The sequence below is a fragment of the Streptomyces sp. NBC_01471 genome, from assembly GCF_041438865.1.
Lineage (GTDB): Bacteria > Actinomycetota > Actinomycetes > Streptomycetales > Streptomycetaceae > Streptomyces.
Genome location: NZ_CP109450.1, coordinates 6785906 through 6810327 on the forward strand (window position 1 = coordinate 6785906; position 24422 = coordinate 6810327).

The 24422-nt window shown below is 71.2% G+C and carries 24 protein-coding genes; 20 read left to right on the forward strand and 4 right to left on the reverse strand.

Going from position 1 to position 24422, the window contains the following annotated elements:
- Positions 1-405: 405 nt before the first annotated feature.
- Both OG285_RS30465 and OG285_RS30470 read left to right on the forward strand, forming a co-directional pair.
- Complete coding sequence (locus OG285_RS30465) at positions 406-1032, forward strand: vitamin K epoxide reductase family protein (RefSeq protein ID WP_356829833.1); 627 nt, start codon at positions 406-408, stop codon at positions 1030-1032.
- Between the two features lie 89 nt (positions 1033-1121).
- On the forward strand, positions 1122-2489 hold the full coding sequence (locus OG285_RS30470) for a replication-associated recombination protein A (protein ID WP_356829341.1): 1368 nt from the start codon (positions 1122-1124) through the stop codon (positions 2487-2489).
- Positions 2490-2631: 142 nt separating this feature from the next.
- Here the strand turns inward: OG285_RS30470 and OG285_RS30475 are convergent, their stop codons facing one another.
- Entirely contained in the window at positions 2632-3312 is a 681-nt protein-coding gene (locus tag OG285_RS30475; RefSeq protein WP_356829831.1) for a DUF2470 domain-containing protein, read from the reverse strand.
- A 186-nt stretch (positions 3313-3498) separates the two neighbouring features.
- On the opposite strand from OG285_RS30475, the gene rpsD reads away from it, so the two are divergent.
- Positions 3499-4113 (forward strand): 30S ribosomal protein S4, encoded by a 615-nt coding sequence (gene rpsD / locus OG285_RS30480; protein WP_164265384.1) that lies wholly within the window; start codon positions 3499-3501, stop codon positions 4111-4113.
- Here rpsD and OG285_RS30485 read toward each other — a convergent pair.
- The gene (locus OG285_RS30485) at positions 4101-6260 is read right to left on the reverse strand and encodes a regulator (protein ID WP_371792770.1); all 2160 of its coding nucleotides are present in this window, start codon (positions 6258-6260) and stop codon (positions 4101-4103) included. The genes rpsD and OG285_RS30485 overlap by 13 nt on opposite strands.
- Positions 6261-6429: 169 nt before the next feature.
- On the opposite strand from OG285_RS30485, the gene OG285_RS30490 reads away from it, so the two are divergent.
- The 6 genes from OG285_RS30490 to OG285_RS30515 all read left to right on the forward strand — a co-directional run bounded on the left by OG285_RS30490 (position 6430) and on the right by OG285_RS30515 (position 13151).
- A complete protein-coding gene (locus OG285_RS30490) occupies positions 6430-6858 on the forward strand; it encodes a DUF948 domain-containing protein (RefSeq protein ID WP_356829337.1) in 429 nt (142 codons plus the stop codon).
- A 7-nt stretch (positions 6859-6865) separates the two neighbouring features.
- A complete protein-coding gene (locus tag OG285_RS30495; RefSeq protein ID WP_356829335.1) occupies positions 6866-7180 on the forward strand; it encodes a DUF6167 family protein in 315 nt (104 codons plus the stop codon).
- The gene (alaS, locus tag OG285_RS30500) at positions 7180-9849 is read left to right on the forward strand and encodes an alanine--tRNA ligase (protein ID WP_356829333.1); all 2670 of its coding nucleotides are present in this window, start codon (positions 7180-7182) and stop codon (positions 9847-9849) included. The genes OG285_RS30495 and alaS overlap by 1 nt, the downstream gene beginning before the upstream one ends.
- Entirely contained in the window at positions 9849-10313 is a 465-nt protein-coding gene (ruvX, locus tag OG285_RS30505) for a Holliday junction resolvase RuvX (RefSeq protein ID WP_356829331.1), read from the forward strand. The genes alaS and ruvX overlap by 1 nt, the downstream gene beginning before the upstream one ends.
- Before the next feature lie 101 nt (positions 10314-10414).
- Positions 10415-12331 (forward strand): endolytic transglycosylase MltG, encoded by a 1917-nt coding sequence (gene mltG / locus OG285_RS30510; protein ID WP_371792771.1) that lies wholly within the window; start codon positions 10415-10417, stop codon positions 12329-12331.
- Positions 12309-13151, forward strand: coding sequence for a shikimate dehydrogenase (locus tag OG285_RS30515; RefSeq protein WP_371792772.1), 843 nt, complete (start codon positions 12309-12311; stop codon positions 13149-13151). The genes mltG and OG285_RS30515 overlap by 23 nt, the downstream gene beginning before the upstream one ends.
- A 52-nt stretch (positions 13152-13203) precedes the next feature.
- Here the strand turns inward: OG285_RS30515 and OG285_RS30520 are convergent, their stop codons facing one another.
- The gene (locus OG285_RS30520; RefSeq protein ID WP_356829327.1) at positions 13204-13578 is read right to left on the reverse strand and encodes a hypothetical protein; all 375 of its coding nucleotides are present in this window, start codon (positions 13576-13578) and stop codon (positions 13204-13206) included.
- A 270-nt stretch (positions 13579-13848) separates the two neighbouring features.
- Between OG285_RS30520 and aroC the strand changes: the two genes are divergently transcribed.
- The 9 genes from aroC (at position 13849) to OG285_RS30565 (ending at position 21869) form a co-directional block, all read left to right on the forward strand.
- Positions 13849-15033, forward strand: coding sequence for a chorismate synthase (gene aroC, locus OG285_RS30525; RefSeq protein ID WP_356829325.1), 1185 nt, complete (start codon positions 13849-13851; stop codon positions 15031-15033).
- Positions 15030-15587 (forward strand): shikimate kinase, encoded by a 558-nt coding sequence (locus OG285_RS30530; protein WP_356829323.1) that lies wholly within the window; start codon positions 15030-15032, stop codon positions 15585-15587. Before aroC ends, OG285_RS30530 begins: the two co-directional genes overlap by 4 nt.
- Positions 15584-16678 (forward strand): 3-dehydroquinate synthase, encoded by a 1095-nt coding sequence (gene aroB / locus OG285_RS30535; RefSeq protein WP_356829321.1) that lies wholly within the window; start codon positions 15584-15586, stop codon positions 16676-16678. The genes OG285_RS30530 and aroB overlap by 4 nt, the downstream gene beginning before the upstream one ends.
- The gene (gene aroQ, locus OG285_RS30540) at positions 16675-17115 is read left to right on the forward strand and encodes a type II 3-dehydroquinate dehydratase (RefSeq protein ID WP_356829319.1); all 441 of its coding nucleotides are present in this window, start codon (positions 16675-16677) and stop codon (positions 17113-17115) included. Before aroB ends, aroQ begins: the two co-directional genes overlap by 4 nt.
- Before the next feature lie 101 nt (positions 17116-17216).
- On the forward strand, positions 17217-18023 hold the full coding sequence (locus OG285_RS30545; protein ID WP_356829317.1) for a Pro-rich N-terminal domain-containing protein: 807 nt from the start codon (positions 17217-17219) through the stop codon (positions 18021-18023).
- A 60-nt stretch (positions 18024-18083) separates the two neighbouring features.
- Positions 18084-19190, forward strand: coding sequence for an aminopeptidase P family protein (locus OG285_RS30550; RefSeq protein ID WP_356829315.1), 1107 nt, complete (start codon positions 18084-18086; stop codon positions 19188-19190).
- Positions 19191-19241: 51 nt separating this feature from the next.
- Complete coding sequence (gene efp / locus OG285_RS30555; RefSeq protein ID WP_164264558.1) at positions 19242-19808, forward strand: elongation factor P; 567 nt, start codon at positions 19242-19244, stop codon at positions 19806-19808.
- A gap of 2 nt (positions 19809-19810) precedes the next feature.
- Positions 19811-20239 carry a transcription antitermination factor NusB gene (nusB, locus tag OG285_RS30560; protein WP_356829313.1) on the forward strand — a complete coding sequence of 143 codons (429 nt, stop codon included), beginning with the start codon at positions 19811-19813 and terminating at the stop codon, positions 20237-20239.
- A gap of 103 nt (positions 20240-20342) precedes the next feature.
- Positions 20343-21869: an aminotransferase class V-fold PLP-dependent enzyme gene (locus tag OG285_RS30565; RefSeq protein ID WP_356829311.1), complete on the forward strand. Its 1527-nt coding sequence runs from the start codon at positions 20343-20345 to the stop codon at positions 21867-21869.
- 105 nt (positions 21870-21974) lie between these two features.
- Here OG285_RS30565 and bldD read toward each other — a convergent pair whose 3' ends face one another.
- The gene (gene bldD / locus OG285_RS30570) at positions 21975-22475 is read right to left on the reverse strand and encodes a transcriptional regulator BldD (protein ID WP_014157378.1); all 501 of its coding nucleotides are present in this window, start codon (positions 22473-22475) and stop codon (positions 21975-21977) included.
- A 217-nt stretch (positions 22476-22692) separates the two neighbouring features.
- Between bldD and pyrR the strand changes: the two genes are divergently transcribed.
- On the forward strand, positions 22693-23331 hold the full coding sequence (gene pyrR, locus OG285_RS30575; protein ID WP_356829309.1) for a bifunctional pyr operon transcriptional regulator/uracil phosphoribosyltransferase PyrR: 639 nt from the start codon (positions 22693-22695) through the stop codon (positions 23329-23331).
- A gap of 111 nt (positions 23332-23442) precedes the next feature.
- Positions 23443-24420, forward strand: coding sequence for an aspartate carbamoyltransferase catalytic subunit (locus tag OG285_RS30580; protein ID WP_356829307.1), 978 nt, complete (start codon positions 23443-23445; stop codon positions 24418-24420).
- Positions 24421-24422 lie beyond the last annotated feature (2 nt).

Sequence of the window (24422 nt, forward strand, 5' to 3'; positions counted from 1 at the left end):
GGTCGGCGGTTCGTCCTGCCGGGCAATTGCGACACATGATCGCCGGGTACGGTTCACGGTGGCCGGACGAGCCGCGTGACCGGAGGCTGCGGTCACGCCCCGGCGGCGCAGGCCCGGCGGACCCGCCTCCGTGCATCCTCCGGCGGCCCTCCGCCACTGTGGTCCCCGCCGCCGCCCCCGCACCGAATGCCCAGGTCACAGTAGGTCGGCCGGGGCTGTCCCGACGTATCCCGGGCGCGGCCCGCGACCATCGGCCGTGCACGCCACCCGACCGGGACGCCTCCCGCGGGGCGGGCTGCCCGGCGCGGGTCTCCGCACCTCCTTATCTCCATCGAACAGTGCGGACCCCGTGCCGTGCGGCACAATGAGCCTGCCCACAGGCCACAGGAGCGATGGATCGGCATGATGACGACGACAGTGGTTGACGACGTGTCCGCGCAGCAGGACGGGAAGACCGGCGCGAGCCGTGCCTTCGGCTGGCTTCTGGTGATCACCGGCGCCGCCGGGCTACTCGCGGCATGGGTCATCACCCTCGACGAGTTCAAGCTCCTGAAGAACCCGAACTTCACGCCGGGCTGCAGCCTCAACCCGGTGGTGTCCTGCGGCAATGTGATGAAGAGCGCGCAGGCCTCGGTCTTCGGCTTCCCCAATCCGATGCTGGGCCTCGCCACCTACGCGGTCGTGATCGGCGTCGGGATGAGCCTGATCGCGGGCGGGCGCTACGGCCGCTGGTACTGGCTGACGTTCAACGCGGGCTGCCTCTTCGGTGTCGGCTTCGTCACCTGGCTCCAGTACCAGTCCCTGTACAACATCAACTCGCTCTGCCTGTGGTGCTCCCTGGCCTGGGTGGGCACCATCACCCTCTTCTGGTACGTCACCTCGCACAACGTCCGGCACGGCCTGCTGCCCGCCCCCGGCTGGCTGCGGAGCTTCTTCGGCGAGTTCACCTGGGTGCTGCCCGTCGTGCACATCGGGATCATCGGCATGCTGATCCTCACCCGCTGGTGGGACTTCTGGACCGGGGCGCACTGACCCCGCGGAGCCCGGCCGCCGGCCGGCCGGTGCCGGCCGGCGGCAGCGGTCCGCCGGCGTTGTCAGTGGGGTGACATAGGGTTTTGTGCGTGGAACCCGATCTGTTCACCGCCGCGGCCGAAGAGCGCCAGGAGAAGGACCCGTCCAGCAGCCCCCTGGCTGTACGGATGCGTCCGCGCACCCTGGACGAAGTGGTGGGCCAGCAGCATCTGCTGAAGCAGGGCTCACCGCTGCGACGGCTCGTCGGTGAGTCCGGCGGCGGCCCGGCCGGTCCCTCGTCCGTGCTGCTCTGGGGGCCACCGGGCATCGGCAAGACGACCCTCGCCTACGTCGTGAGCCAGGCCACCCAGAAGCGGTTCGTCGAGCTCTCCGCCATCACGGCCGGCGTCAAGGAAGTACGCGCCGTCATCGACGGCGCGCGCAGGGCCTCGGGGGGATACGGCAAGGAGACCGTCCTCTTCCTCGACGAGATCCACCGCTTCAGCAAGGCCCAGCAGGACTCACTGCTCCCCGCGGTGGAGAACCGCTGGGTCACGCTGGTCGCCGCGACCACCGAGAATCCGTACTTCTCGATCATCTCGCCGCTGCTCTCCAGGTCCCTGCTGCTCACGCTGGAATCACTCACCGACGACGACCTGCGGTCGCTGCTGCACCGGGCCCTCACCGAGGAGCGCGGGCTCGGTGGCGCCGTCACGCTGGCGACCGAGGCCGAGGCGCATCTGCTGCGGATCTCCGGCGGCGACGCCCGCCGTGCCCTCACCGCACTCGAAGCGGCGGCCGGCGCGGCGATGGCCAAGTCCGAGCCGGAGATCACGCTCGGGACGCTGGAGGAGACGGTCGACCGCGCCGCCGTGGCGTACGACCGCGACGGCGACCAGCACTACGATGTGGCGAGCGCTCTCATCAAGTCGATCCGTGGCTCGGACGTGGACGCGGCCCTGCACTATCTGGCCCGCATGATCGAGGCGGGGGAGGACCCGAGGTTCATCGCCAGACGGCTGATGATCTCCGCCAGCGAGGACATCGGTCTGGCCGATCCGACCGCGCTGCCGACCGCGGTCGCCGCCGCCCAGGCGGTCGCGCTGATCGGCTTCCCCGAGGCCGCGCTCACCCTCAGCCACGCCACGATCGCGCTCGCGCTGGCCCCCAAGTCGAACGCCGCGACGACAGCGATCTCCGCCGCCCGAGCCGATGTGCGCGCGGGTCTGGTCGGGCCGGTCCCGGCGCATCTGCGCGACGGGCACTACAAGGGCGCGGCCAAGCTCGGCCACGCCCAGGGCTACGTCTATCCGCACGATGTCCCGGGCGCCATCGCCGCCCAGCAGTACGCCCCGGACTCCGTGCAGGGCAAGCGCTACTACGAGCCCACCCGGTACGGCGCCGAGGCGCGCTACGCGGACGTGGTCGAGAAGGTGCGGGAGCGGCTGTCGGGCGAAGGCACGGACGGACGCCAGTGACGAGGGCCGGTGGTCCGGTCATGACGGCCGGGTGCCCGGACGTGCTCCGGGTCGCGGCCGTTCACACACCCGGCGCCACCCGCCCTGTCCGTCTTCGAGGCCGTCCGTCTCCGCGGCCTTCTGTCTCCGCAGCCGGCCGGTCTCACCCGGCCGCCGCGTCGAAGAGCGTGTGCATGGCGCGGCGCAGCCCGGTCACATCGCTCACCGGCTCGGGGAAGTCGAAGCGCGCGTCGAAGCACCGCGCACCGGTGAACCGCACCCGCAGCCCGAACCGGTCCAGCGCCAGCGGCACCGCCGCGCTGCCGTCCGGGACCCGGTCGCCCAGCAACCCGGACAGCCCGCTCACCTGCTCGCCGTGGGCGGAGTGCAGATGCTGGAGCAGTTCGGTCTCATGGGCTACCAGCGGATCGGGGTCGGCTCCCGCGAACTCCTCGGGCTCGGCGCTCCCGTGCCCCCAGAGGTCGTCCACGTACACCTCCCCGACCTCGAGCCGCAGCATCATGCGGCCCGGAGCGGCCATGCCGGGTACGGAGGTGAGCCACCCGGAGACCCAGGCCCGGCCGCGGATCCGGTGGGGCACGGAGACCGGGGCGACATCTGTGATCTCCAGCACCGCGGCCAGCTCGTCGTCCTGTGCGTGGGTCGCGGCCCGGACGGCCGGGGACGCGGCGGGGAAGAGCAGATACAGCTCACCGTCGGGTCCGGTGCTGCGGGTGAGCGGGACCAGCTGGTCGCTGAGGGCCGCTTCGACCCCGGTCACCAGCAGTACCGCGGAGCAGGTACTCTGTACGAGAGTTCGTGTGCGCTCGGCTGCTGACGGCATCCGGGCGGTTTCAAGTCCGCTGGGACGCGGCTGACCACGATCTGATCGGACCTCCGTCGCGTCGACGCCCAGAGCGTCGGCCTTCTTTGTGCTGTCCGTGATGTGACTGGTGTTCCCCGGACGAGACATGCGATCTCCTTGAGTAAGGTGAACCTAACCTAACCCAACCATGGAGGTTTGGAGAACGTGCCTAACCAGTCGCGTCCCAAGGTCAAGAAGTCACGCGCGCTCGGTATCGCGCTGACGCCGAAGGCTGTCAAGTACTTCGAGGCCCGTCCGTACCCGCCGGGCGAGCACGGCCGTGGCCGCAAGCAGAACTCGGACTACAAGGTCCGTCTGCTGGAGAAGCAGCGTCTGCGCGCCCAGTACGACATCAGCGAGCGCCAGATGGCCCGCGCCTACGACCGCGCCAAGAAGGCCGAAGGCAAGACGGGCGAGGCGCTGGTCGTCGAGCTCGAGCGCCGTCTCGACGCCCTGGTCCTGCGTTCGGGCATCGCCCGGACCATCTACCAGGCCCGGCAGATGGTCGTCCACGGCCACATCCAGGTCAACGGCGGCAAGGTCGACAAGCCGTCGTTCCGCGTCCGTCCCGACGACGTCGTGATGGTCCGCGAGCGCAGCCGCGAGAAGGTCCCCTTCCAGGTTGCCCGTGAGGGTGGCTACGACACCGAGGGCGAGACCCCGCGCTACCTCCAGGTGAACCTGAAGGCCCTGGCCTTCCGCCTGGACCGCGACCCGAACCGCAAGGAAATCCCGGTCATCTGCGACGAGCAGCTGGTCGTCGAGTACTACGCCCGCTGATCCGGACGTACCTCGCGCTTCACCGCTTCGGCCCGTCGTCCCCTCGCTCCACGCCGAGCAGGGGGCGGCGGGTCTTTGCGTGCCGCAGGGCCGCGCAGCGCCCGGGCCACCGCGGCGTCGCGGCCGAGCTGCGCACCCCGCGCCAGGAAACTCTCGTAGACCTCGGGGCCCAGCGTGCCGCGGGCCCCTTCCTCGCACCGCTGATGCGGTGCGCTGTAGTACGCCGAGCCGAAGAGCGGCAGCCCCACCGAGGTCCAGAGCTGCCCGGCCGCGCCCTGCAGCAGCGCGGCCTCCGTGGCCTGACCGCTCTCCAGAGTGAGCAGTGCCATCAGCTCCAGGGCGAGCACCGTGCCCAGCTGGTCGTGGAAGGCGTGGCTGGTGGACAGGGACTCGGACAGAAGTTCGCGGGAGTGCGCAGTCCGGCCGTCGGACCAGGCCTCGAAGGCCAGTACGTAGAGCGCGTAGGCCCGCGCCCAGCGCTCGCCGTGGTCCTCGCAGACCGCCACGACGTCCTGGCAGATGGCGGCCGCCTCGTCGAGCCGGCCGCGGAAGCACACCGCCATCGCCAGCTCGACCTGTCCCATCAGGACGTTGCTGTTGAGCTCGCCGAGCTCCCGGTACTGCCCGAGCGCCTCGCGCAGCAGCTCCTCGGCGCGCGGCATGTCATCGGTGACCAGTGCCAGACAGCCGGTCCTGTGCAGCGCGTACGCGGCCGCCACCGGGTCACCGGTGTGCTGTGCCGCCTCCTGGCACTCCTGGAGGGCGGCCACCGCCGCCACCGCGTCCCCCTGGAGCACTGCCACGTAACCCAGGACCCAGAGCGCCTTGAGCCGTGCGCCGTCGTGTCCGCCCTCCGCCTCCAGCACATGGTCCAGCCAGTGCCGGCCTTCGGCGAGGCGTCCGCAGCCCGCCCAGTAGAACCAGAGCGTCCCCGCCAGGTACTGCGCCAGATGAACGTCCTCGGGGTGCTCCAGCGAGAACTCCAGTGCGCCCCGCAGATTCGGCAGTTCACCGTCCACCCGGACCGCGATCCCGGCCTGCCGGGGGCTGAACCAGTCCAGTTCGCACCAGGTCGCCAGCCCCACGAACCAGTCGCGATGGCGCCGCCGGAGCCGCTCGGTGTCCCCGGCTGCCGCGAGCCACTGCGCCCCGTAGTCGCGGATCGTGTCCAGCATCCGGTAGCGGACGCCCGCCGGGGTGTCCTCCCTCAGCAGCACGGACTGCGCGAGCAGCTCGTCCAGCTCGTCCAGGATGCCGTCGGAGGGCAGTTCGGCGCTGCCGCAGATGTACTCGGCCGCCTCCAGGTCGAACTGCCCGGGGAACACCGAGAGCCGCGCCCAGAGCAACCGCTGTTCCGGGGTGCACAGTTCATGGCTCCAGCCGATCGCCGTGCGCAGTGTCCGGTGACGCGGCAGCACACCCCTGCCGCCCCCGGTCAGCAGCCGGAAGCGGTCGTCGAGCCTGGCCAGCAGCTGGTCGACGGAGAGGGCCCGCATCCGCCCCGCCGCCAGCTCCAGCGCGAGCGGGATCCCGTCCAGCCGCCGGCACACCTCCGCGACCCGTGCGGCGTCGGGCCGGGTGAACCGGAATCCGCGCCGGCCCGCCGAGACGCGGTCGGTGAAGAGCCGTACGGCGTCCCGGTCCCGCATCGGCGCCAGCGGGAGTGTCAGCTCGCCCTCGATCTCCAGGGGCCGCCGGCCGGCCGCGATCACCCGGAGCCCCGGTGCGCCCCGCAGCAGTCCGAGGAGCAGCCCGGCGCACGCGTCGACCAGGAATTCGAAGCCGTCGACCACGAACAGCAGCTCCCGCCCGGCGAGATGGCGGGTCAGGACCTCGCGCGGCGGCCTGCTCGTGTGGTCGGTCAGGCCCAGGGCCTCGACCAGGGTGTGCTCGATCAGCTCCGGGTCGCGCAGGGCGGACAGATCGGCCAGCCACGCTCCGTCGCAGAACCGTTCCTGCATCCTTCCGGCCACATGTGTCGCCAGCCGTGTCTTGCCTACGCCGCCGACTCCGACCACCGTGACCAGCCGGGACGAGCCGATGAGTCTCTCCAGCTCGGCAGCCTCGGACCCGCGCCCCACGAACCGGTTGAGCTCTGCGGGAAGGCCGCCGGGGGCGGTCCGATGGCCGGTCGAGTCGTGTCGCATAGGACACGGAGAGTACGGGGAGGTGAGCACTACGTACAATCCGATGCCGGAACTCCCGGCGTGCGCTCGGGATATCGGGTACAGGGGCGGAGCCCCGGCGCGATAGGCTCGGAAACCACAATCGACGTGACCAACGACGTGACTTCCGACGACCAGAGAGCGGTGCAACGTGTCCGGTGGAGAGGTGGCCGGCATCCTGGTGGCCGTCTTCTGGGCGATCCTGGTCTCCTTCCTCGCCGTGGTGCTGGTGAGGCTGGCCCAGACGCTCAGGACGACCACCAAGCTGGTGGCGGACGTGACGGATCAGGCCGTGCCGCTGCTCGCCGATGCCTCCGCGGCCGTCCGGTCGGCGCAGACCCAGCTGGAACGGGTCGACGCCATCGCGACGGACGTCCAGGAGGTCACCTCCAACGCGTCGGCACTCTCCACGACCGTCGCATCGACCTTCGGCGGACCGCTGGTGAAGGTCGCGGCCTTCGGCTACGGCGTCCGCCGGGCCCTCGGGCGCAAGGACGGCGCGCAGCCGGCGAGCCCGGGCGGCCCGGTGATCGTCGGCCGTACGGTGCCGGCCGCACGGCGTAGGAAGCGGAAGGGCTGACGCTGCAATGTTCCGCCGTACGTTCTGGTTCGCCACCGGCGCCGCAGCCGGTGTGTGGGCCACCACCAAGGTCAACCGCAAGATCAAGCAGCTGAGCCCGGAGAGCCTCGCGGCGCAGGCGGCGAACAAGGCCGTCGACGCGGGCCACCGGCTGAAGGACTTCGCCGTCGACGTACGGGCCGGCATGGTCCAGCGCGAGGCGGAGCTCGGGGAGGCGCTCGGCATCGACGCGCCGCCCGGACCTGCCGAGCTTCCCGCGCGGCGACGCCTCGCCGCCATCGAACACACCAAGCACTCGCACAACCGGAATGAGGACCACTGATGGAGTCGGCTGAAATTCGCCGCCGCTGGCTGAGCTTCTTCGAGGAGCGCGGGCACACCGTCGTCCCTTCGGCGTCGCTCATCGCGGACGACCCGACTCTGCTGCTCGTGCCCGCGGGCATGGTCCCGTTCAAGCCGTACTTCCTCGGCGAGGCCAAGCCGCCCGCCCCGCGCGCCACCAGCGTGCAGAAGTGCGTGCGGACGCCGGACATCGAAGAGGTCGGCAAGACCACCCGGCACGGCACGTTCTTCCAGATGTGCGGCAACTTCTCCTTCGGCGACTACTTCAAGGAAGGCGCCATCCAGTACGCCTGGGAGCTGCTCACCAGCTCCGTGGCGGACGGCGGCTACGGCCTGGAGCCGGAGAAGCTCTGGATCACGGTCTACCTCGACGACGACGAGGCCGAGCAGATCTGGCGCGAGAAGATCGGCGTGCCGGCCGAGCGCATCCAGCGGCTGGGCAAGAAGGACAACTTCTGGTCCATGGGCGTCCCCGGACCCTGCGGACCGTGCTCCGAGATCAACTACGACCGCGGCCCGGAGTTCGGCGTCGAGGGCGGCCCCGCCGTCAACGACGAGCGGTACGTGGAGATCTGGAACCTGGTCTTCATGCAGTACGAGCGCGGCGCCGGAGACGGGAAGGAGGACTTCCCGATCCTCGGTGACCTGCCGTCCAGGAACATCGACACCGGCCTGGGCCTCGAACGGCTGGCGATGATCCTCCAGGACGTGCCGAACCTGTACGAGATCGACACCTCGCAGGTCGTCATCGACAAGGCCACCGAGCTGACCGGCGTCAGGTACGGCCAGGCCGAGGCCTCGGACGTCTCGCTGCGGGTCGTCACCGACCACATGCGTACGTCCGTGATGCTCATCGGCGACGGTGTGACTCCGGGCAACGAGGGCCGTGGCTACGTCCTGCGCCGCATCATGCGCCGGGCCATCCGCAACATGCGGCTCCTCGGCGCCACCGGACCGGTCGTCGCCGAGCTGGCCGACGTCGTGATCAACACCATGGGTCACCAGTACCCGGAGCTCATCACCGACCGCAAGCGGATCGAGACGGTCGCCCTCGCCGAGGAGGCCGCCTTCGTCAAGACGCTGAAGGCCGGCACCAACATCCTCGACACCGCCGTCAGCGAGACCAAGGCCTCCGGCGGTCGGGTGCTCGCCGGTGACAAGGCCTTCCTGCTCCACGACACCTGGGGCTTCCCGATCGACCTCACCCTGGAGATGGCCGCCGAGCAGGGCGTCTCGGTGGACGAGGACGGCTTCCGGCGGCTGATGAAGGAACAGCGCGAGCGCGCCAAGGCCGACGCCAGGTCCAAGAAGACCGGCCACGCCGACCTGTCCGCCTACCGCGCCGTCGCCGACAACTCGGGCGCCACCGAGTTCACCGGGTACACCTCCACCGAGGGCGAGTCGACCATCGTCGGCCTGCTCGTGGACGGGGTGTCCTCGCCCGCCGCCACCGAGGGCGACGAGGTCGAGATCGTCCTCGACCGGACCCCGTTCTACGCCGAGGGCGGCGGCCAGCTCGCCGACACCGGCCGGATCAGGCTCGACTCGGGCGCCGTCGTGGAGGTCCGCGACGTCCAGCAGCCGGTTCCGGGCGTCTCCGTGCACAAGGGCTCCGTCCAGGTGGGCGAGGTGACGGTCGGCGCCGCCGCCTACGCCGCCATCGACCAGCGCCGCCGCCGGGCCATCGCCCGCGCCCACAGCGCCACCCACCTCACCCACCAGGCGCTGCGCGACGCCCTCGGCCCGACGGCCGCCCAGGCCGGCTCGGAGAACTCGCCCGGCCGCTTCCGGTTCGACTTCGGTTCGCCCAACGCCGTACCCGGCACGGTCCTCACCGACGTCGAGCAGAAGATCAACGACGTGCTCTCCCACGAACTCGACGTCCACGCCGAGGTCATGTCCATCGACGAGGCCAAGAAGCAGGGCGCCATCGCCGAGTTCGGCGAGAAGTACGGCGAGCGGGTCCGTGTCGTCACCATCGGCGACTTCTCCAAGGAGCTGTGCGGCGGGACGCATGTCCACAACACCGCCCAGCTGGGGCTGGTGAAGCTGCTCGGTGAGTCCTCGATCGGCTCCGGTGTGCGCCGGATCGAGGCCCTGGTCGGCGTCGACGCGTACAACTTCCTGGCCAGGGAGCACACCGTCGTCGCCCAGCTCCAGGAACTCGTCAAGGGCCGCTCCGAGGAACTGCCGGAGAAGATCTCCGGCATGCTCTCGAAGCTCAAGGACGCCGAGAAGGAGATCGAGAAGTTCCGCGCGGAGAAGGTCCTCCAGGCCGCCGCCGGTCTCGCCGCCGGGGCCAAGGACGTACGCGGTGTCGCCGTGGTGACCGGCCAGGTTCCCGACGGCACGGGCGCCGACGACCTGCGCAGGCTCGTTCTCGATGTGCGGGGCCGGATCCAGGGCGACCGCCCCGCCGTGGTGGCCCTCTTCACCACGGCCAACGGCCGCCCGCTGACGGTCATCGCCACCAACGAGGCCGCCCGCGGGCGCGGTCTCAAGGCCGGTGAGCTGGTCAGGGCCGCCGCCAAGACCCTCGGCGGCGGCGGTGGCGGCAAGCCGGACGTGGCCCAGGGCGGCGGGCAGAACCCGGACGCCATCGGCGACGCCGTGGCCGCCGTCGAGCGCCTGGTCGGAGAGACCGCCTGATGCGACGTGGCCGCCGGCTTGCGATCGATGTCGGGGATGCCCGGATCGGGGTCGCCTCGTGCGACCCCGACGGGGTCCTCGCCACACCTGTGGAGACCGTGCCCGGACGTGACGTCCCGGCGGCCCACCGGCGGTTGAGGCAATTGACCGCCGAGTACGAACCGATTGAGGTCGTGGTCGGTCTTCCCCGTTCCCTGAATGGGGGAGAAGGCCCGGCGGCCGCCAAGGTCCGTGTATTCACCCAGGAACTCGCTCGTGATATTGCACCCATTCCGGTGCGATTGATCGACGAGAGGATGACCACAGTGACGGCGAGTCAGAGTTTGCGGGCCTCAGGCGTAAAGTCCAGAAAGGGTCGTTCTGTCATCGACCAGGCAGCGGCAGTCATCATCCTGCAGAATGCACTGGAGGCCGAACGGGCGTCAGGTGTTGCTCCAGGTGAGGGCGTCGAAGTGGTTGTCTGACCGGGTTACGGTAACGTTCCGCGCCATGCGGCGGGTTTCGAACAGCTGCCGCACAGCACAAGAGGCGGACCGTCCGGAGGCCTCGCGGCTCTAGGGGACCGATGACTGAGTATGGCCGGGGCGCAGGCTCCGAACCGTGGCATCCCGAGGACCCGTTGTACGGGGACCAGGGATGGGGAGGTCAGCAGGACGCCTCCGGCCAGACGCCTTACGACGGCCAGGCGCAGCAGTACGCCCAGGTGCAGCAGTACGACCAGTACGGCAACCCGGTGTACAGCCCGCCGCAGGACCCGTATCAGCAGCAGGGGCACTACCCGCAGGACGCGCGGCAGCACGGCGCGGGCCAGGGTCAGTACGGTGGTCACCAGGGCCAGTACGGCCCGGGTCAGGCCCCGTACGGCCAGGATCAGCAGCCCTATCCGCAGGACCCGAACCAGCAGCTGTACGCGCAGAATTCGAACGCCCAGCAGTACCGGCAGACCCCGCCGCACCAGGCCCCGCCCCACCAGACGCAGTACCAGCAGGGCCCGTACCAGCAGCAGTATGCACAGGCCCCGTACCAGCAGGACCCGTATCCGCAGCAGGCCCAGCCGCAGCAGAACGGCGGCTGGGAGGGCGCGGCGCAGACCGGTGTGGCGTACGGAGCGGATCCGCATGCGCCGTACGGTGGACAACCGGTTCACCCCAACGGGGAGCACCCCGACTTCTACCGGACGCCCGACGCCTATCCGCCGCCGCAGCCCCCCGGCCGTCGCGACGAATGGCAGCAGGAGCCGCCGGCGGAGGCGGAGCCCGAGCCCCGGCACGCACCCGAGACGCATCCTTTCTTCACCGGCGGCGACGGTCCTGTCGGCGGCGGGGATGACGATGACGACTACGACGACGACCCCGCCGAGACCCGTGACGGCACCCGTGACCGCCGGGGCAAGACCAGAAAACCCAAGCGCCGCAACGGCTGCGCCTGTTTCGCGGTCTCACTCGTGCTGGTCGGCGGTCTCGGTGGCGTGGGCTATGTGGGCTACAGCTTCTACCAGTCCCGCTACGCCCCGCCCCCGGACTTCACCGGCGTCGGCAGCTCGCCGGTCGAGGTCGAGGTCCCGCAGGGCACGGGCCTCGGGGGGATCGGCCGGCTGCTGAAGGAGAAGGGCGTGGTCAAGAGCGTCCAGGCCTTCGTCACCGCGGCCGGGAAGAACCCGAAGGGCAAGGCGCTCCAGGCCGGTGTGTACAGCCTCAACCAGCAGATGTCCGCGGCGAACGCGGTCACCGCGATGGTGGACCCGAACAGCCTGAACCAGCTCATCATCCCGCCGGGCTGGCGGAACGCCACCGTGTACACGGCCATCGACAAGCGGCTGGAACTGAAGGCCGGGACCACCGCCGGCATCGCCAAGTCGGATTCCGGCAAGCTGGGGCTGCCGGGCTGGGCCAAGGGGCACAAGGACCTCAAGGACCCGCTGGAGGGCTTCCTCGCTCCGGCGAGCTACCCGATCGCCAAGGGGATGAAGCCGGAGGACATCCTCAAGAAGATGGTCGGTCAGGCGGACAAGGAGTACGGGGACGAGGACCTGACCGCAGCGGCGCACCGGCTGGGGCTCCAGGACCCGTTCCAGGTCGTCACCGTGGCGAGCCTCGTCCAGGCCGAGGGCAAGACCCAGGACGACTTCCGCCGAATGGCAGAGGTCATTTACAACCGCCTGAAGTCCGGTAATACACAGACCAATCAGCTCCTCCAGTTCGACTCGACCTACAATTATCTGAAGCGCCAGAGCAAGATCAATATCGGGGAAGCGGAAATCCACAAGAATACGGATCCGTACAACACCTATACGCAGAAGGGTCTTCCGCCCGGACCGATTGGAAGTCCGGGTCCCGAAGCACTCGCTGCGGCCCTGAATCCGACGAAGGACGGCTATCTCTACTTCGTCTCGGTCGACGGGCACAGAACCGGATTCACCAAGACCTATGCGGAGTTCATGAAATTGAAGGCGCAGTTCAATGACAACCAGAACGGTGGCTGAGGCCCGCAGGGCGGCCGTTCTGGGATCGCCCATCGCGCACTCGCTCTCTCCGGTGCTGCACCGTGCCGCGTACCGGGAACTCGGGCTCGGCAGCTGGTCGTACGACCGTTTCGAGGTGGACGAGGCGACCCTTGCCTCGTTCGTCGACGGGCTGGGCGTGTCCTGGGCCGGGCTCTCGCTGACCATGCCGCTCAAGCGGGCGGTCATCCCGCTGCTCGACGAGGTGACCGCGACCGCGGCCTCCGTCGAGGCGGTCAACACGGTCGTGTTCACCTCCGACGGGCGCCGGGTGGGCGACAACACCGACATCCCGGGGATGATCGCCGCGATGCGCGAGCGCGGGGTCGAGAAGGTCGAGTCCGCCGCCGTCCTCGGTGCGGGCGCCACCGCCTCGTCCGCACTCGCTGCCCTCTCCCTCATCTGTACGGGCCCGGTCACCGCCTACGTGCGCAGCGCCGCCCGCGCCCAGGAGATGCGCGGCTGGGGCGAGCGGCTGGGCGTCGATGTACACACGGCCGACTGGGAGGACGCCGCCGGCGCGTTCGACGCGCCGCTGGTGATCGCGACCACCCCGGCCGGTACCACCGACGCGCTCGCCGCCGCCGTTCCCGGTGCGCCCGGCACTCTCTTCGACGTGCTGTACGAGCCCTGGCCGACGCCGCTCGCCACCGCATGGCGGTCCCGCGGCGGGGCCGTCGTCGGCGGCCTCGATCTGCTGGTGCACCAGGCAGTGCTGCAGGTCGAGCAGATGACCGGCCGGACGCCCGCCCCGCTGGCCGCCATGCGGGAAGCCGGAGAGCGGGCACTCGCCTCGCGGTGAGGCCCGCGCCGGGGACCTTACGGGAGGACTCTGCGTCCGGCGGGGCGGCGGATCAGCCGCGCCGCCGGAGGCCGATTCCGGCGCCGGACGCGTAGTCCTGGGTCCAGCTGCGGCCCGCGTCGGACTTCCAGGTGACCTCGACGGTGTCACCCAGGGGCCTGACGCGTTCCACGGTCATGGAGCGTTCGCTGTCCCTGACGTCACCGCGGCGCAGCTCCCGCGCCTCCACCGTGACGCGCTCGGCGGGCTGGGCGCGCTGCGCCTCGCCCGCCGCCCGTACCAGGGCGGCGGCCAGCTCCCTGGCCTGCGCCGGGGAGCAGCACAACACGGTCTCCGGCCCCTGCGGCGACGGCCGCGCGGCGAGCCGTACTCCGGCGGGGCCGGCCGCCAGGGTCACCCCTGCGCCGCCTCCGAGATCCAGTTCCACGTGAGCTCCGCCTCTCTCCGGCAGCCCGCTTCCGGAGCCGCCCCGGTGTCCGGTGCCCTCCGCATTGGAGCACACCGCGCGCGGCTGACCCGGCGCCGGACGCCGGATCCGGCGGCGTCCGCGACGGGCCGTCCGGGGACCGGGCGGACGTCCGCCAGCTGGACCCGTGACCGTCCGGCCGCCCGGTCGTGGGAGGATCGGGTCAGGCGGGCCAGGGCCGCGCACCCGGCCGCGCCGTCGCAAACGAAGGCGCGAGCATGAGGAGCACCGTTGAGCAGGTTGCGTTGGCTGACCGCGGGGGAGTCGCACGGACCCGCACTGGTGGCGACGCTGGAGGGGCTTCCCGCCGGCATCCCGGTCACCACGGACATGGTGGCGGACGCGCTCGCCCGGCGGCGGCTCGGATACGGCCGCGGCGCCCGGATGAAGTTCGAGAAGGACGAGGTCACCTTCCTCGGCGGGGTCCGGCACGGGCTGACCATGGGCGGCCCGGTGGCCGTCATGGTCGGCAACACCGAGTGGCCCAAGTGGGAGAAGGTCATGTCGGCCGATCCGGTCGACCCCGACGAGCTGGCCCAGCTGGCCCGCAACGCCCCGCTGACCCGGCCCCGTCCGGGCCACGCGGACCTCGCGGGCATGCAGAAGTACGCGCTGGACGAGGCCCGGCCGATCCTGGAGCGCGCCAGCGCCCGTGAGACGGCGGCCCGCGTCGCGCTGGGCACGGTGGCCCGCTCCTACCTGAAGGAGACGACCGGCATCGAGCTGGTCTCCCACGTCGTGGAGCTGGCCGGGGCGAAGGCTCCGTACGGCGTCGTGCCGGTGCCCGCCGACGAGGCGCGGCTCGACGAGGACCCGGTGCGCTGCCTGGACGCGGACGCGTCGAAGGCGATGGTCGCCGAGATCGACCAGGCCCACAAGGACGGTGACACCCTCGGCGGTGTGGTCGAGGTGCTCGCCTACGGCGTACCGGTCGGCCTCGGTTCGCACGTGCACTGGGACCGCAGGCTCGACGCCAGGCTCGCCGCCGCTCTGATGGGCATCCAGGCCATCAAGGGCGTCGAGGTCGGCGACGGCTTCGACCTGGCCCGGGTGCCGGGCTCCAAGGCGCACGACGAGATCGTGCCGACCGCGGACGGCGTACGCCGCACGACGGGCCGCTCCGGCGGTACCGAGGGCGGTATGTCCACCGGTGAACTGCTGCGTGTCCGGGCCGCGATGAAGCCGATCGCGACCGTGCCCCGCGCGCTCGCCACCATCGACGTGGCCACCGGCGAGGTCGCCGCCGCACACCACCAGCGATCCGACGTCTGCGCCGTGCCCGCCGCCGGGATCGTCGCCGAGGCCATGGTCGCGCTGGTCCTGGCGGACGCGGTCGCCGAGAAGTTCGGCGGCGACAGCGTCGGCGAGACCCGCCGGAACGTCCGGTCGTTCCTCGACAACCTGCAGATCCGATGAGCGGGCCGCTGGTCGTCCTCGTCGGCCCGATGGGTGTCGGCAAGTCCACCGTCGGCGAGCTGCTCGCCGAGCGGCTCGGCGCGGCCTACCGCGACACCGACGCCGACATCGTGGCGGCCGAGAACCGCACCATCGCGGACATCTTCGTCGACGACGGCGAGGACCACTTCCGCGCTCTGGAGCGTGCCGCGGTGCGCGAGGCGGTGACCGGGCACACCGGCGTCCTGTCGCTCGGCGGCGGCGCGGTCCTCGACCCGGCCACCCGCGAGCTCCTCGCCGGCCACCCCGTCGTCTACCTCTCCATGGACGTCGACGAGGCGGTGAAGCGCGTCGGGCTCAACACCGCGCGCCCGCTGCTCGCCGTCAACCCGCGCCGCCAGTGGCGTGAGCTGATGGACGCGCGCCGTCCCCTGTACACCGAAGTCGCCCGGGCCGTCGTCGCCACCGACGGCCGGATCCCCGAAGAGGTCGCCGAGGCGGTCCTCGACGCCCTGGAGCTCCGGCTCCCCGCAGGGGACACCACCCCGCCCCCCGGCCAGGAGAAGACCGTATGACGCAGGACGCCCCCATCCGTATCCAGGTCGGCGGCACGGACGGCCACGATCCGTACGAGGTGCTGGTCGGCCGTCAGCTGCTCGGCGAGCTGCCCACCCTGATCGGTGAGCAGACGCAGCGGGTCGCCGTGCTGCACCCCGAGGCGCTGGCCGAGACCGGCGAGGCGGTCCGCCAGGACCTCGCCGACCAGGGGTACGAGGCCATCGCGGTCCAGCTGCCCAACGCGGAGGAGGCCAAGACCGTCGAGGTCGCCGCCTACTGCTGGAAGGCGCTGGGCCAGACCGGGTTCACCCGCACCGACGTCATCATCGGCGTCGGCGGCGGCGCGACCACCGACGTGGCCGGGTTCGTCGCGGCGACCTGGCTGCGCGGGGTGCGCTGGATCGCCGTCCCCACCACCGTGCTCGGCATGGTCGACGCGGCCGTCGGCGGCAAGACCGGCATCAACACCGCCGAGGGCAAGAACCTGGTGGGCGCCTTCCACCCGCCGGCCGGGGTGCTCTGCGACCTCGCCGCGCTGGACTCGCTCCCGGTCAACGACTACGTCTCCGGCATGGCCGAGATCATCAAGGCCGGTTTCATCGCCGACCCGGCCATCCTCGATCTCGTGGAGTCCGACCCCGAGGGGGCCCGTACGCCCGCGGGACCGCACACCGCCGAGCTGATCGAGCGGTCCATCCGGGTCAAGGCCGAGGTCGTGTCCAACGACCTCAAGGAGTCGGGCCTGCGGGAGATCCTCAACTACGGGCACACGCTCGCCCACGCCATCGAGAAGAACGAGCGCTACAAGTGGCGGCACGGCGCGGCCGTCTCGGTCGGCATGGTGTTCGCCGCCGAGCTCGGCCGTCTCGCGGGCCGCCTCGACGACGCGACCGCCGACCGGCACAGCGCCGTGCTCGCCTCGGTCGGGCTGCCGCTCACCTACCGGGGCGACCAGTGGCCCAAGCTCCTGGAGACGATGAAGGTCGACAAGAAGTCCCGGGGCAACGTCCTGCGCTTCATCGTCCTCGACGGACTCGCCAAGCCGACCGTCCTGGAGGGCCCGGACCCGGCCGTCCTGCTCGCCGCGTTCGGGGAGGTCTCCGCGTGAGCGGCCGCGTCCTCGTGCTCAACGGCCCGAACCTGGGCCGGCTCGGCTCCCGCGAGCCCGACGTCTACGGTGCGACGTCCTACGCGGGGCTCGTCGAGGCCTGCACCCTGCTCGGCAAGGAGCTCGGATTCGACGTCGAGGTGCGCGAGACCAACGACGAGGGCGAGATGATCCGCTGGCTGCACGAGGCGGCCGACGGCGCGATCCCCGTCGTCATCAACCCCGGTGCGTTCACGCACTATTCGTACGCGATGCGGGACGCGGCGGCCCAGCGCACCGCCCCGCTCATCGAGGTGCACATCTCGAACCCGTACGCCCGCGAGGAGTTCCGTCACAACTCCGTAATCGCTGCGGTCGCCAGCGGCACCGTGGCGGGCTTCGGGATCGGCTCCTACCGCCTCGCCCTGCGGGCGCTGGCCGGGGAACTCAGCGGCTGACGCCGCCCGGTGACCCTCCCCGGCCGTTCACACGGTGCCGGCCGGGGAGGGTACCGTTCGGTACGGCAGACAGTCGGCTGAGTGAGACGGAGTGGCACCGGATGCAGCACGCTGTGGGAGCTCCGCTGCCGCCGCCCCCGTCGGGCGCCGCCGGCTGGGGGCAGGGCGCCCAGCACCCCGGACAGCCCCCGGGCTGGGTGGCGCCCGGCCTGCCGCCGGCCCCGCCCGCGCCGCCGCACCTGCCGCCCGCGCCGCCGTCCATGGAGACGACCGGCCACATCCAGCTGCCGCCCGGCGGCCCGGTCCCGCTGCCCGCCCCGCCCGCCGCCAGCGCCCCGGCCGACACCGGCAACACCACGCTCGCCGTCCTCCTCATAGGACCGGCGGGCGCCGGCAAGACCACCGTCGCCCGGCACTGGGCGCGGAGCCGCCGGATGCCCACGTCGCACATCAGCCTCGACGACGTACGCGAGTGGGTCTGCTCCGGCTTCGCCGACCCCCAGACCGGCTGGAACGACCACTCCGAGGCCCAGTACCGCCTGGCCCGCCGCACCTGCGGCTTCGCAGCGCGCAACTTCCTGGCCAACGGGATCTCCTGCATCCTCGACGACGCGGTCTTCCCCGACCGCCCGGTCGTCGGCCTCGGCGGCTGGAAGCGCCACGTCGGCCCCGGTCTGCTGCCCGTCGTCCTCCTGCCGGGCCTGGAGGTCGTCCTGGAGCGCAACGCGGCCCGCAGCGGCAACCGCCGTCTCGGCGACGAGGAAGTCGCCCGGATCCACGGCCGGATGGCCGGCTGGTACGGCTCGGGGCTGCCGATCATCGACAACTCGGGGTACGACGTGGCCACCACCGCCCAGGTGCTCGACGACGTGCTCGCCCGGTCCATCGCCTCCCCTCCGACCTGGTGAAGCTCCCCGGTCGGACGCGCTGAACCGGCCGGGACCCGCTGCCGCTCCTAGGCTCGGACCATGGCAGAGGTGTTTGCGGTCCGCCGGGCAAGGCTGCGTGACCGGTGCCTGGCAGCGGGCAGCGGCGCCGCGCTGGTCTCCCGGCCGGCCAACGTCCGGTATCTCGCGGGTGCGGCCCCGGCGGGCGCCGTCCTGCTGCTCGGCCCCGAGGGGGATGTGCTCCTCTGCCCCGCCGGGCCCCCGGCCGACCCCCAGGACGGCCGCCCCGACGAGCACCTGCGGCTCACGGTGCTCCCGGAGTCCGGCGGTGACCCGGCGGTGGCCGCCGCCGACCTGCTCGGCTCGGCGGGCGCCGTGTCACTGGCGGTGGAGGAGCACCATCTGACCGTCGCCCGGCACCGGGCCCTGCTCTCGGTGGCCCCGCGGCTGCGTCTCGCCGATCTCGCGCGCGCGGTCGAGCAGCAGCGGATCATCAAGGACGAGGAGGAGATCAGCTGTCTGCGCACCGCCGGGGAGATCACCGACCAGGCCCTGGGCGAGCTGCTCGAATCGATCCTCGTCGGGCGCACCGAGCGTCATCTCGCGCTGGAACTGGAGCGGCGCCTGGTCGACCACGGCGCCGCCGGGCCGTCCTTCCCGACCTCGGTGGCCACCGGGCCCAACGCCGGGCTGAGCGGCCACCGCCCCTCCGACCGCCGGGTCGAGGAGGGAGATCTGCTCTCCGTCCGGCTCGGGGCCGTGTACCGCGGATACCGATGTGAGATCGGCCGGACATTCGTCATCGGGACGGCGCCGGCGGACTGGCAGATCGAGCTGTACGACCTGGTCTTCGCCGCACAACGGGCAGGTCGGGAGGCACTTGTGCCCGGTGCGGCGTGCCGGGACGTGGACCTCGCGGCACGCCATGTCCTGGAGGCCGCGGGCCACGGCGGGACCCTCGGGCCGTCGACCGGGCACGGTGTCGGGCTCGAAATCGACGAGGACCCGCAGTTGGCACCTGCGGCCATGGGTAAACTGGACGCTTGCGTGCCGGTCACCGTCGAACCGGGGGTCCACCTCCCTGGCCGGGGCGGAGTCCGGATCGATGACACGCTCGTCGTACGCCCTGAGGCGGACGGCGGACCCGAGCTACTCACCATTACGACCAAGGAGCTGCTCGCCCTCTAGTGGCGCGCACCCGCGGTCCCACACACGCTGCAGTCCAGGAGAACCTCAACCGTGGCTTCCACGAACGACCTCAAGAACGGCCTGGTGCTCAAGCTCGACGGGGGCCAGCTCTGGTCCGTCGTCGAGTTCCAGCACGTCAAGCCCGGCAAGGGCCCGGCTTTCGTGCGCACCAAGCTCAAGAACGTGCTTTCCGGCAAGGTCGTCGACAAGACGTTCAACGCCGGTGTGAAGGTCGAGACGGCCACCATTGACCGGCGCGACATGCAGTTCTCGTACATGGACGGCGAGTACTTCGTGTTCATGGACATGGACACGTACGACCAGCTGATGGTCGACCGCAAGTCGGTCGGTGACGCGGCCAACTTCCTCATCGAGGGCTTCACCGCCTCCGTCGCCCAGTACGAGGGCGAGGTGCTCTACGTCGAGCTCCCGGCAGCGGTCGAGCTGACGATCCAGCACACCGACCCGGGTGTCCAGGGCGACCGTTCCACCGGTGGCACCAAGCCCGCCACCCTGGAGACCGGTTACGAGATCGGTGTCCCGCTGTTCATCACGACCGGCGAGAAGATCAAGGTCGACACGCGATCCGGTGATTATCTCGGCCGGGTGAACAGCTAACCGTGGCTGCCCGGAACACGGCGCGCAAGCGCGCCTTCCAGATCCTCTTCGAGGCCGACCAGCGCGCGGCGTCCGTGCAGACGGTCCTCGCGGACTGGATCCGTCACGCCCGGACCGACGACCGGCAGCCCCCGGTCAGTGAGTACACGATGGAGCTCGTCGAGGGGTACGCGGAGCACGCGGACCGTATCGACGAACTCATCGCCACCTACGCGGTGGGCTGGACCCTCGACCGGATGCCGGTCGTCGACCGCAACATCATCAGGCTCAGCGCCCATGAGCTGGTGTGGGTCGACGGCACTCCGGACGCGGTCGTGATGGACGAGGCGGTGCAGCTCGCCAAGGAGTTCTCCACCGACGAGTCACCGGCCTTCATCAACGGTCTGCTCGGCCGCTTCAAGGACCTCAAGCCGAGCCTGCGCCGCGACTAGGTCTCACGGACCGGGTCCTGCTCACCCAGGCCCGGAGCGGAAGATGAACAATCTTCTGCTCCGGGCCTGGTGCGTTCCGCGGCCCGTGCCCTAGGTTGCGCGCATGGCCGACCCCGGTGAACGGACCAGCGAAGGCAGACCGACCGGCGAGCCAGGGCCCGCGGGGCCAGGCCCGGACGCGTCGTCCGCCGACCGGCGCATCCTCGAACGGCTCGGCGCCCTGCGCGCGGCCGATCTCCCCGTCAGGGGCGGACGCACCCTGGCGTACGTCTACGACTCAGGACTGCCCGGCGTCGAGGAGCTGGCCAACGCGGCGGCCGCCGCGTTCGCGGGCGTCAACGGCCTCGACATGACGGCCTTCCCCAGTGTGGTGTCGCTGGAGAACGACATCGTGGGGCGCGCCGCCCGGCTGCTCGGCGGCGGCCCGCACACCGCGGGGACCTTCACCAGCGGCGGAACGGAGAGCTGCCTGCTCGCCGTCCTGACCGCACGCGAACACGCGCTGCGCACCCGTGGCGTCACCGAACCCGAACTGGTGCTGCCTGAGACCGCGCACGCGGCCTTCCACAAGGGCGCCGCGCTCTTCGGACTCAGGACCGTGGTGGTCCCGGTGGACCCCCTGACCTTCCGGGTGCGCGCCACCGACGTGGCGGCAGCCCTCTCCGACCGCACCGCCCTGGTGGTGGTCTCCGCGCCCTCGTACGCCCACGGGGTGATCGACCCGGTCGCGGAAACCGCCGCGGCGGCGGCCGGGCGCGGCGTGCTCTGTCACGTCGACGCCTGCATCGGCGGCTGGTACCTGGGGCATCTGCGGCTCGGCGCCTCCGCGCCGGCCCTGCCGCCGTTCGACCTCGCCGTCCCCGGAGTCACCTCGCTCTCGGTCGACCTCCACAAGTACGGGTACACGCCCAAGGGAGCGTCCGTCCTGCTGTTCCGGGACGCCGGACTCCGCAGGCACGGCTGGTTCGCGCACGCCTCGTGGCCCGGCTACCCGGTCCTCAACACCACCCTCCAGGGCACCAAACCGGCCGGGCCGCTGGCTGCGGCCTGGGCGGTGCTGGAACGGATCGGCACCGACGGGTACACGGAGCTGTCGCTGCGCGTCCACCGGGCGGTGACCGGGCTCGTGGCGGGGATCGGGGACATCGACGGCCTCCGGGTGCTCGGCAGCCCGGACTCCTCGCTGCTCTCGGTCGCCGCCGACCGGCCGGGCATCGACCCGTTCGTGGTGGCGGACGAGATGCGCCGTCTCGGCTGGTACGTGCAGCCGCAGCCGGCTTTCGCGGGCTCACCCGCCAATCTGCACCTCACCGTGACGGCCGCGATGGCGGGGGAGGAGACCGTACGGAAGCTGCTCGACGCACTGGCCGACGCGGTCGCCGCGGCCGCGGTCACCGGGCCCGCCGGGGCCGACCCCGCCGTCATCGCGGCGGCCGGGGCACTCGACCCGGAGACCCTGGGCCCCGGGGAAGCGGCGCTGGCGCTCGCCTTCGCCGGAGTGGGTGAGCGGGGGGAGCTGCCCGAACGGATGGCGCCCGTCCTCGCGGTGCTCCAGGCGCTGCCGCCGAAGCTCGCCGAACGGCTGCTGCCCGAACTGGTCGGCCGCCTCTACCGGGCGGCTGGGTCCTGACGGCCGGCCACCGCCGGGAGCCGGAAACCCGAAGGGCGGCCACCGGCATATGCGGGGCCGCCCTTCGGACGAGACGTTTCTTCTGTTGAACAATCCGCGAGAGGCTCAGCCCTCGTCGTGTGCCACCGCGCGACGTGCGTCCGCGTCCAGCACACCCCAGCTGATGAGCTGCTCGGTGAGCACCGAGGGGGACTGGTCGTAGATGACGGCGAGTGTGCGCAGGTCGTCCTGGCGGATCGACAGCACCTTGCCGTTGTAGTCGCCGCGCTGGCTCTGGATCGTGGCCGCGTAACGCTGGAGCGGCCCGGCCTTCTCCGGCGGGACGTGGGCGAGGCGCTCCAGGTCCAGGACGAGCTTCGGCGGCGGCTCGGCCGCTCCGCCCGGCGTCGTGCCCGGCAGCAGCTCCTGCACCGGCACACCGTAGAAGTCCGCCAGCTCGGCGAGGCGCTGGACGGTCACGGCGCGGTCGCCACGCTCGTACGAACCGACCACCACGGCCTTCCACCGGCCCTGGGACTTCTCCTCGACACCGTGGAGGGAAAGGCCCTGCTGGGTGCGGATGGCACGGAGCTTGGCTCCGAGCTGTTTTGCGTATTCGCTGGACATATGGCTCCCCGGACGCTGAGATGACCTGCGGCTCCGCCGCGCGGCTGGTAACTCACTGTGAGGTTACGCAGCGTTACTTGGATGCGTCAAGCCGAATGGTCCGGACCGCCCCGGACCTGGGGCGGGAGCGCCCAACGGGCCCCTGGTAGGGTGGCTTCTGTAATTCCGACGTCCTTTAAGGTCCGTCCCGTGAGGCGGAGAAGGAGGTCCGTTTCATATGGACACCAGCAGTGCACGTTCCAGCAGTGCCGATTCGGGCCGTACCGATTCAGGCCATGCCGACCCGATCAGTGCGAATTCCGATGCGCGCCCCGTTCTTGAGGCCCCGGACATCGCACGGGTACTGACCCGTATCGCTCACGAGATCGTCGAACGCGCCAAGGGCGCCGAAGACGTCGTGCTCCTCGGCATCCCGACCCGCGGTGTGTTCCTGGCCCGCAGGCTCGCAGCGAAGCTCGAGGAGATCACCGGCCGCACGATCCCGGTCGGTTCCCTGGACATCACCATGTACCGCGACGACCTGCGCATGCGGCCCGCCCGCGCGCTGGCCCGCACCGACATCCCCGCGGACGGCGTCGACGGACGTCTGGTGGTCCTCGTCGACGACGTGCTCTTCTCCGGCCGTACGATCCGCGCCGCGCTGGACGCGCTGGGCGACATCGGCCGCCCGCGCGCCGTGCAGCTCGCCGTCCTCGTCGACCGTGGCCACCGCGAACTCCCGATCCGTGCCGATTACGTCGGCAAGAACCTCCCCACGTCGCTGCGGGAGACGGTCAAGGTCCAGCTCGCCGAGGAGGACGGCCGCGACACGGTCCTGCTCGGCACCGAGCGGACCGCCCCGGCCGGCGGCCGCTAGCTCCTCTTCCGTACGGCCCGCGACCCGGGCCGCAGAGCTGTGCCCGCCCGCCTGCCATGCCCGAATCCGCTGCGACCTCCGCGACCCCCCGCGAACATGGAGCACACCCAGATGAAGCGCCACCTCATCTCGGCCGCCGATCTCACCCGCGACGACGCCGTCCTGATCCTCGACACCGCCGAGGAGATGGCCCGGGTCGCCGACCGGCCGGTCAAGAAGCTTCCGACCCTGCGCGGCCGTACCGTCGTCAACCTCTTCTTCGAGGACTCGACCCGGACCCGCATCTCGTTCGAGGCCGCCGCCAAGCGCCTCTCCGCCGACGTCATCAACTTCTCCGCCAAGGGTTCGTCGGTCTCCAAGGGCGAGTCCCTCAAGGACACCGCGCTGACCCTGGAGGCGATGGGCGCCGACGCCGTCGTCATCCGGCACGGCTCCTCCGGGGCCCCGTACCGGCTCGCCACATCGGGCTGGATCGACGGCGCGGTCGTCAACGCGGGCGACGGCACCCACGAGCACCCGACTCAGGCGCTCCTCGACGCGTTCACCATGCGCCGCAGGCTGGTCGGCGCCGACGCCGGTATCGGGCACGACCTCGAAGGCCGCCGCATCACCATCGTCGGTGACGTGCTGCACAGCAGGGTCGCCCGGTCCAACGTCCATCTGCTGCACACCCTCGGCGCCCGGGTGACGCTGGTCGCGCCGCCCACCCTGGTGCCGATCGGCGTCGAGCACTGGCCCTGTGAGGTCTCGTACGACCTCGACCGGGTGCTGCCCGACTCCGACGCCGTCATGATGCTGCGCGTCCAGCGCGAGCGGATGAACGCGGCCTTCTTCCCCACCGAACGCGAGTACTCGCGCCGCTACGGCCTGGACGGCGACCGCATGGCCCGGATGCCCGGCGACTCCATCGTGATGCACCCCGGACCGATGAACCGGGGGATGGAGATCACCGCCGACGTCGCCGACTCCGACCGCTGCACCGCAGTGGAGCAGGTCGCCAACGGCGTCTCGATCCGGATGGCCGTCCTCTATCTGCTGCTGGGCGGCTCCGAGCCCGCCACGACTTCCCGTACCGAGGAGAGCAAGTAACC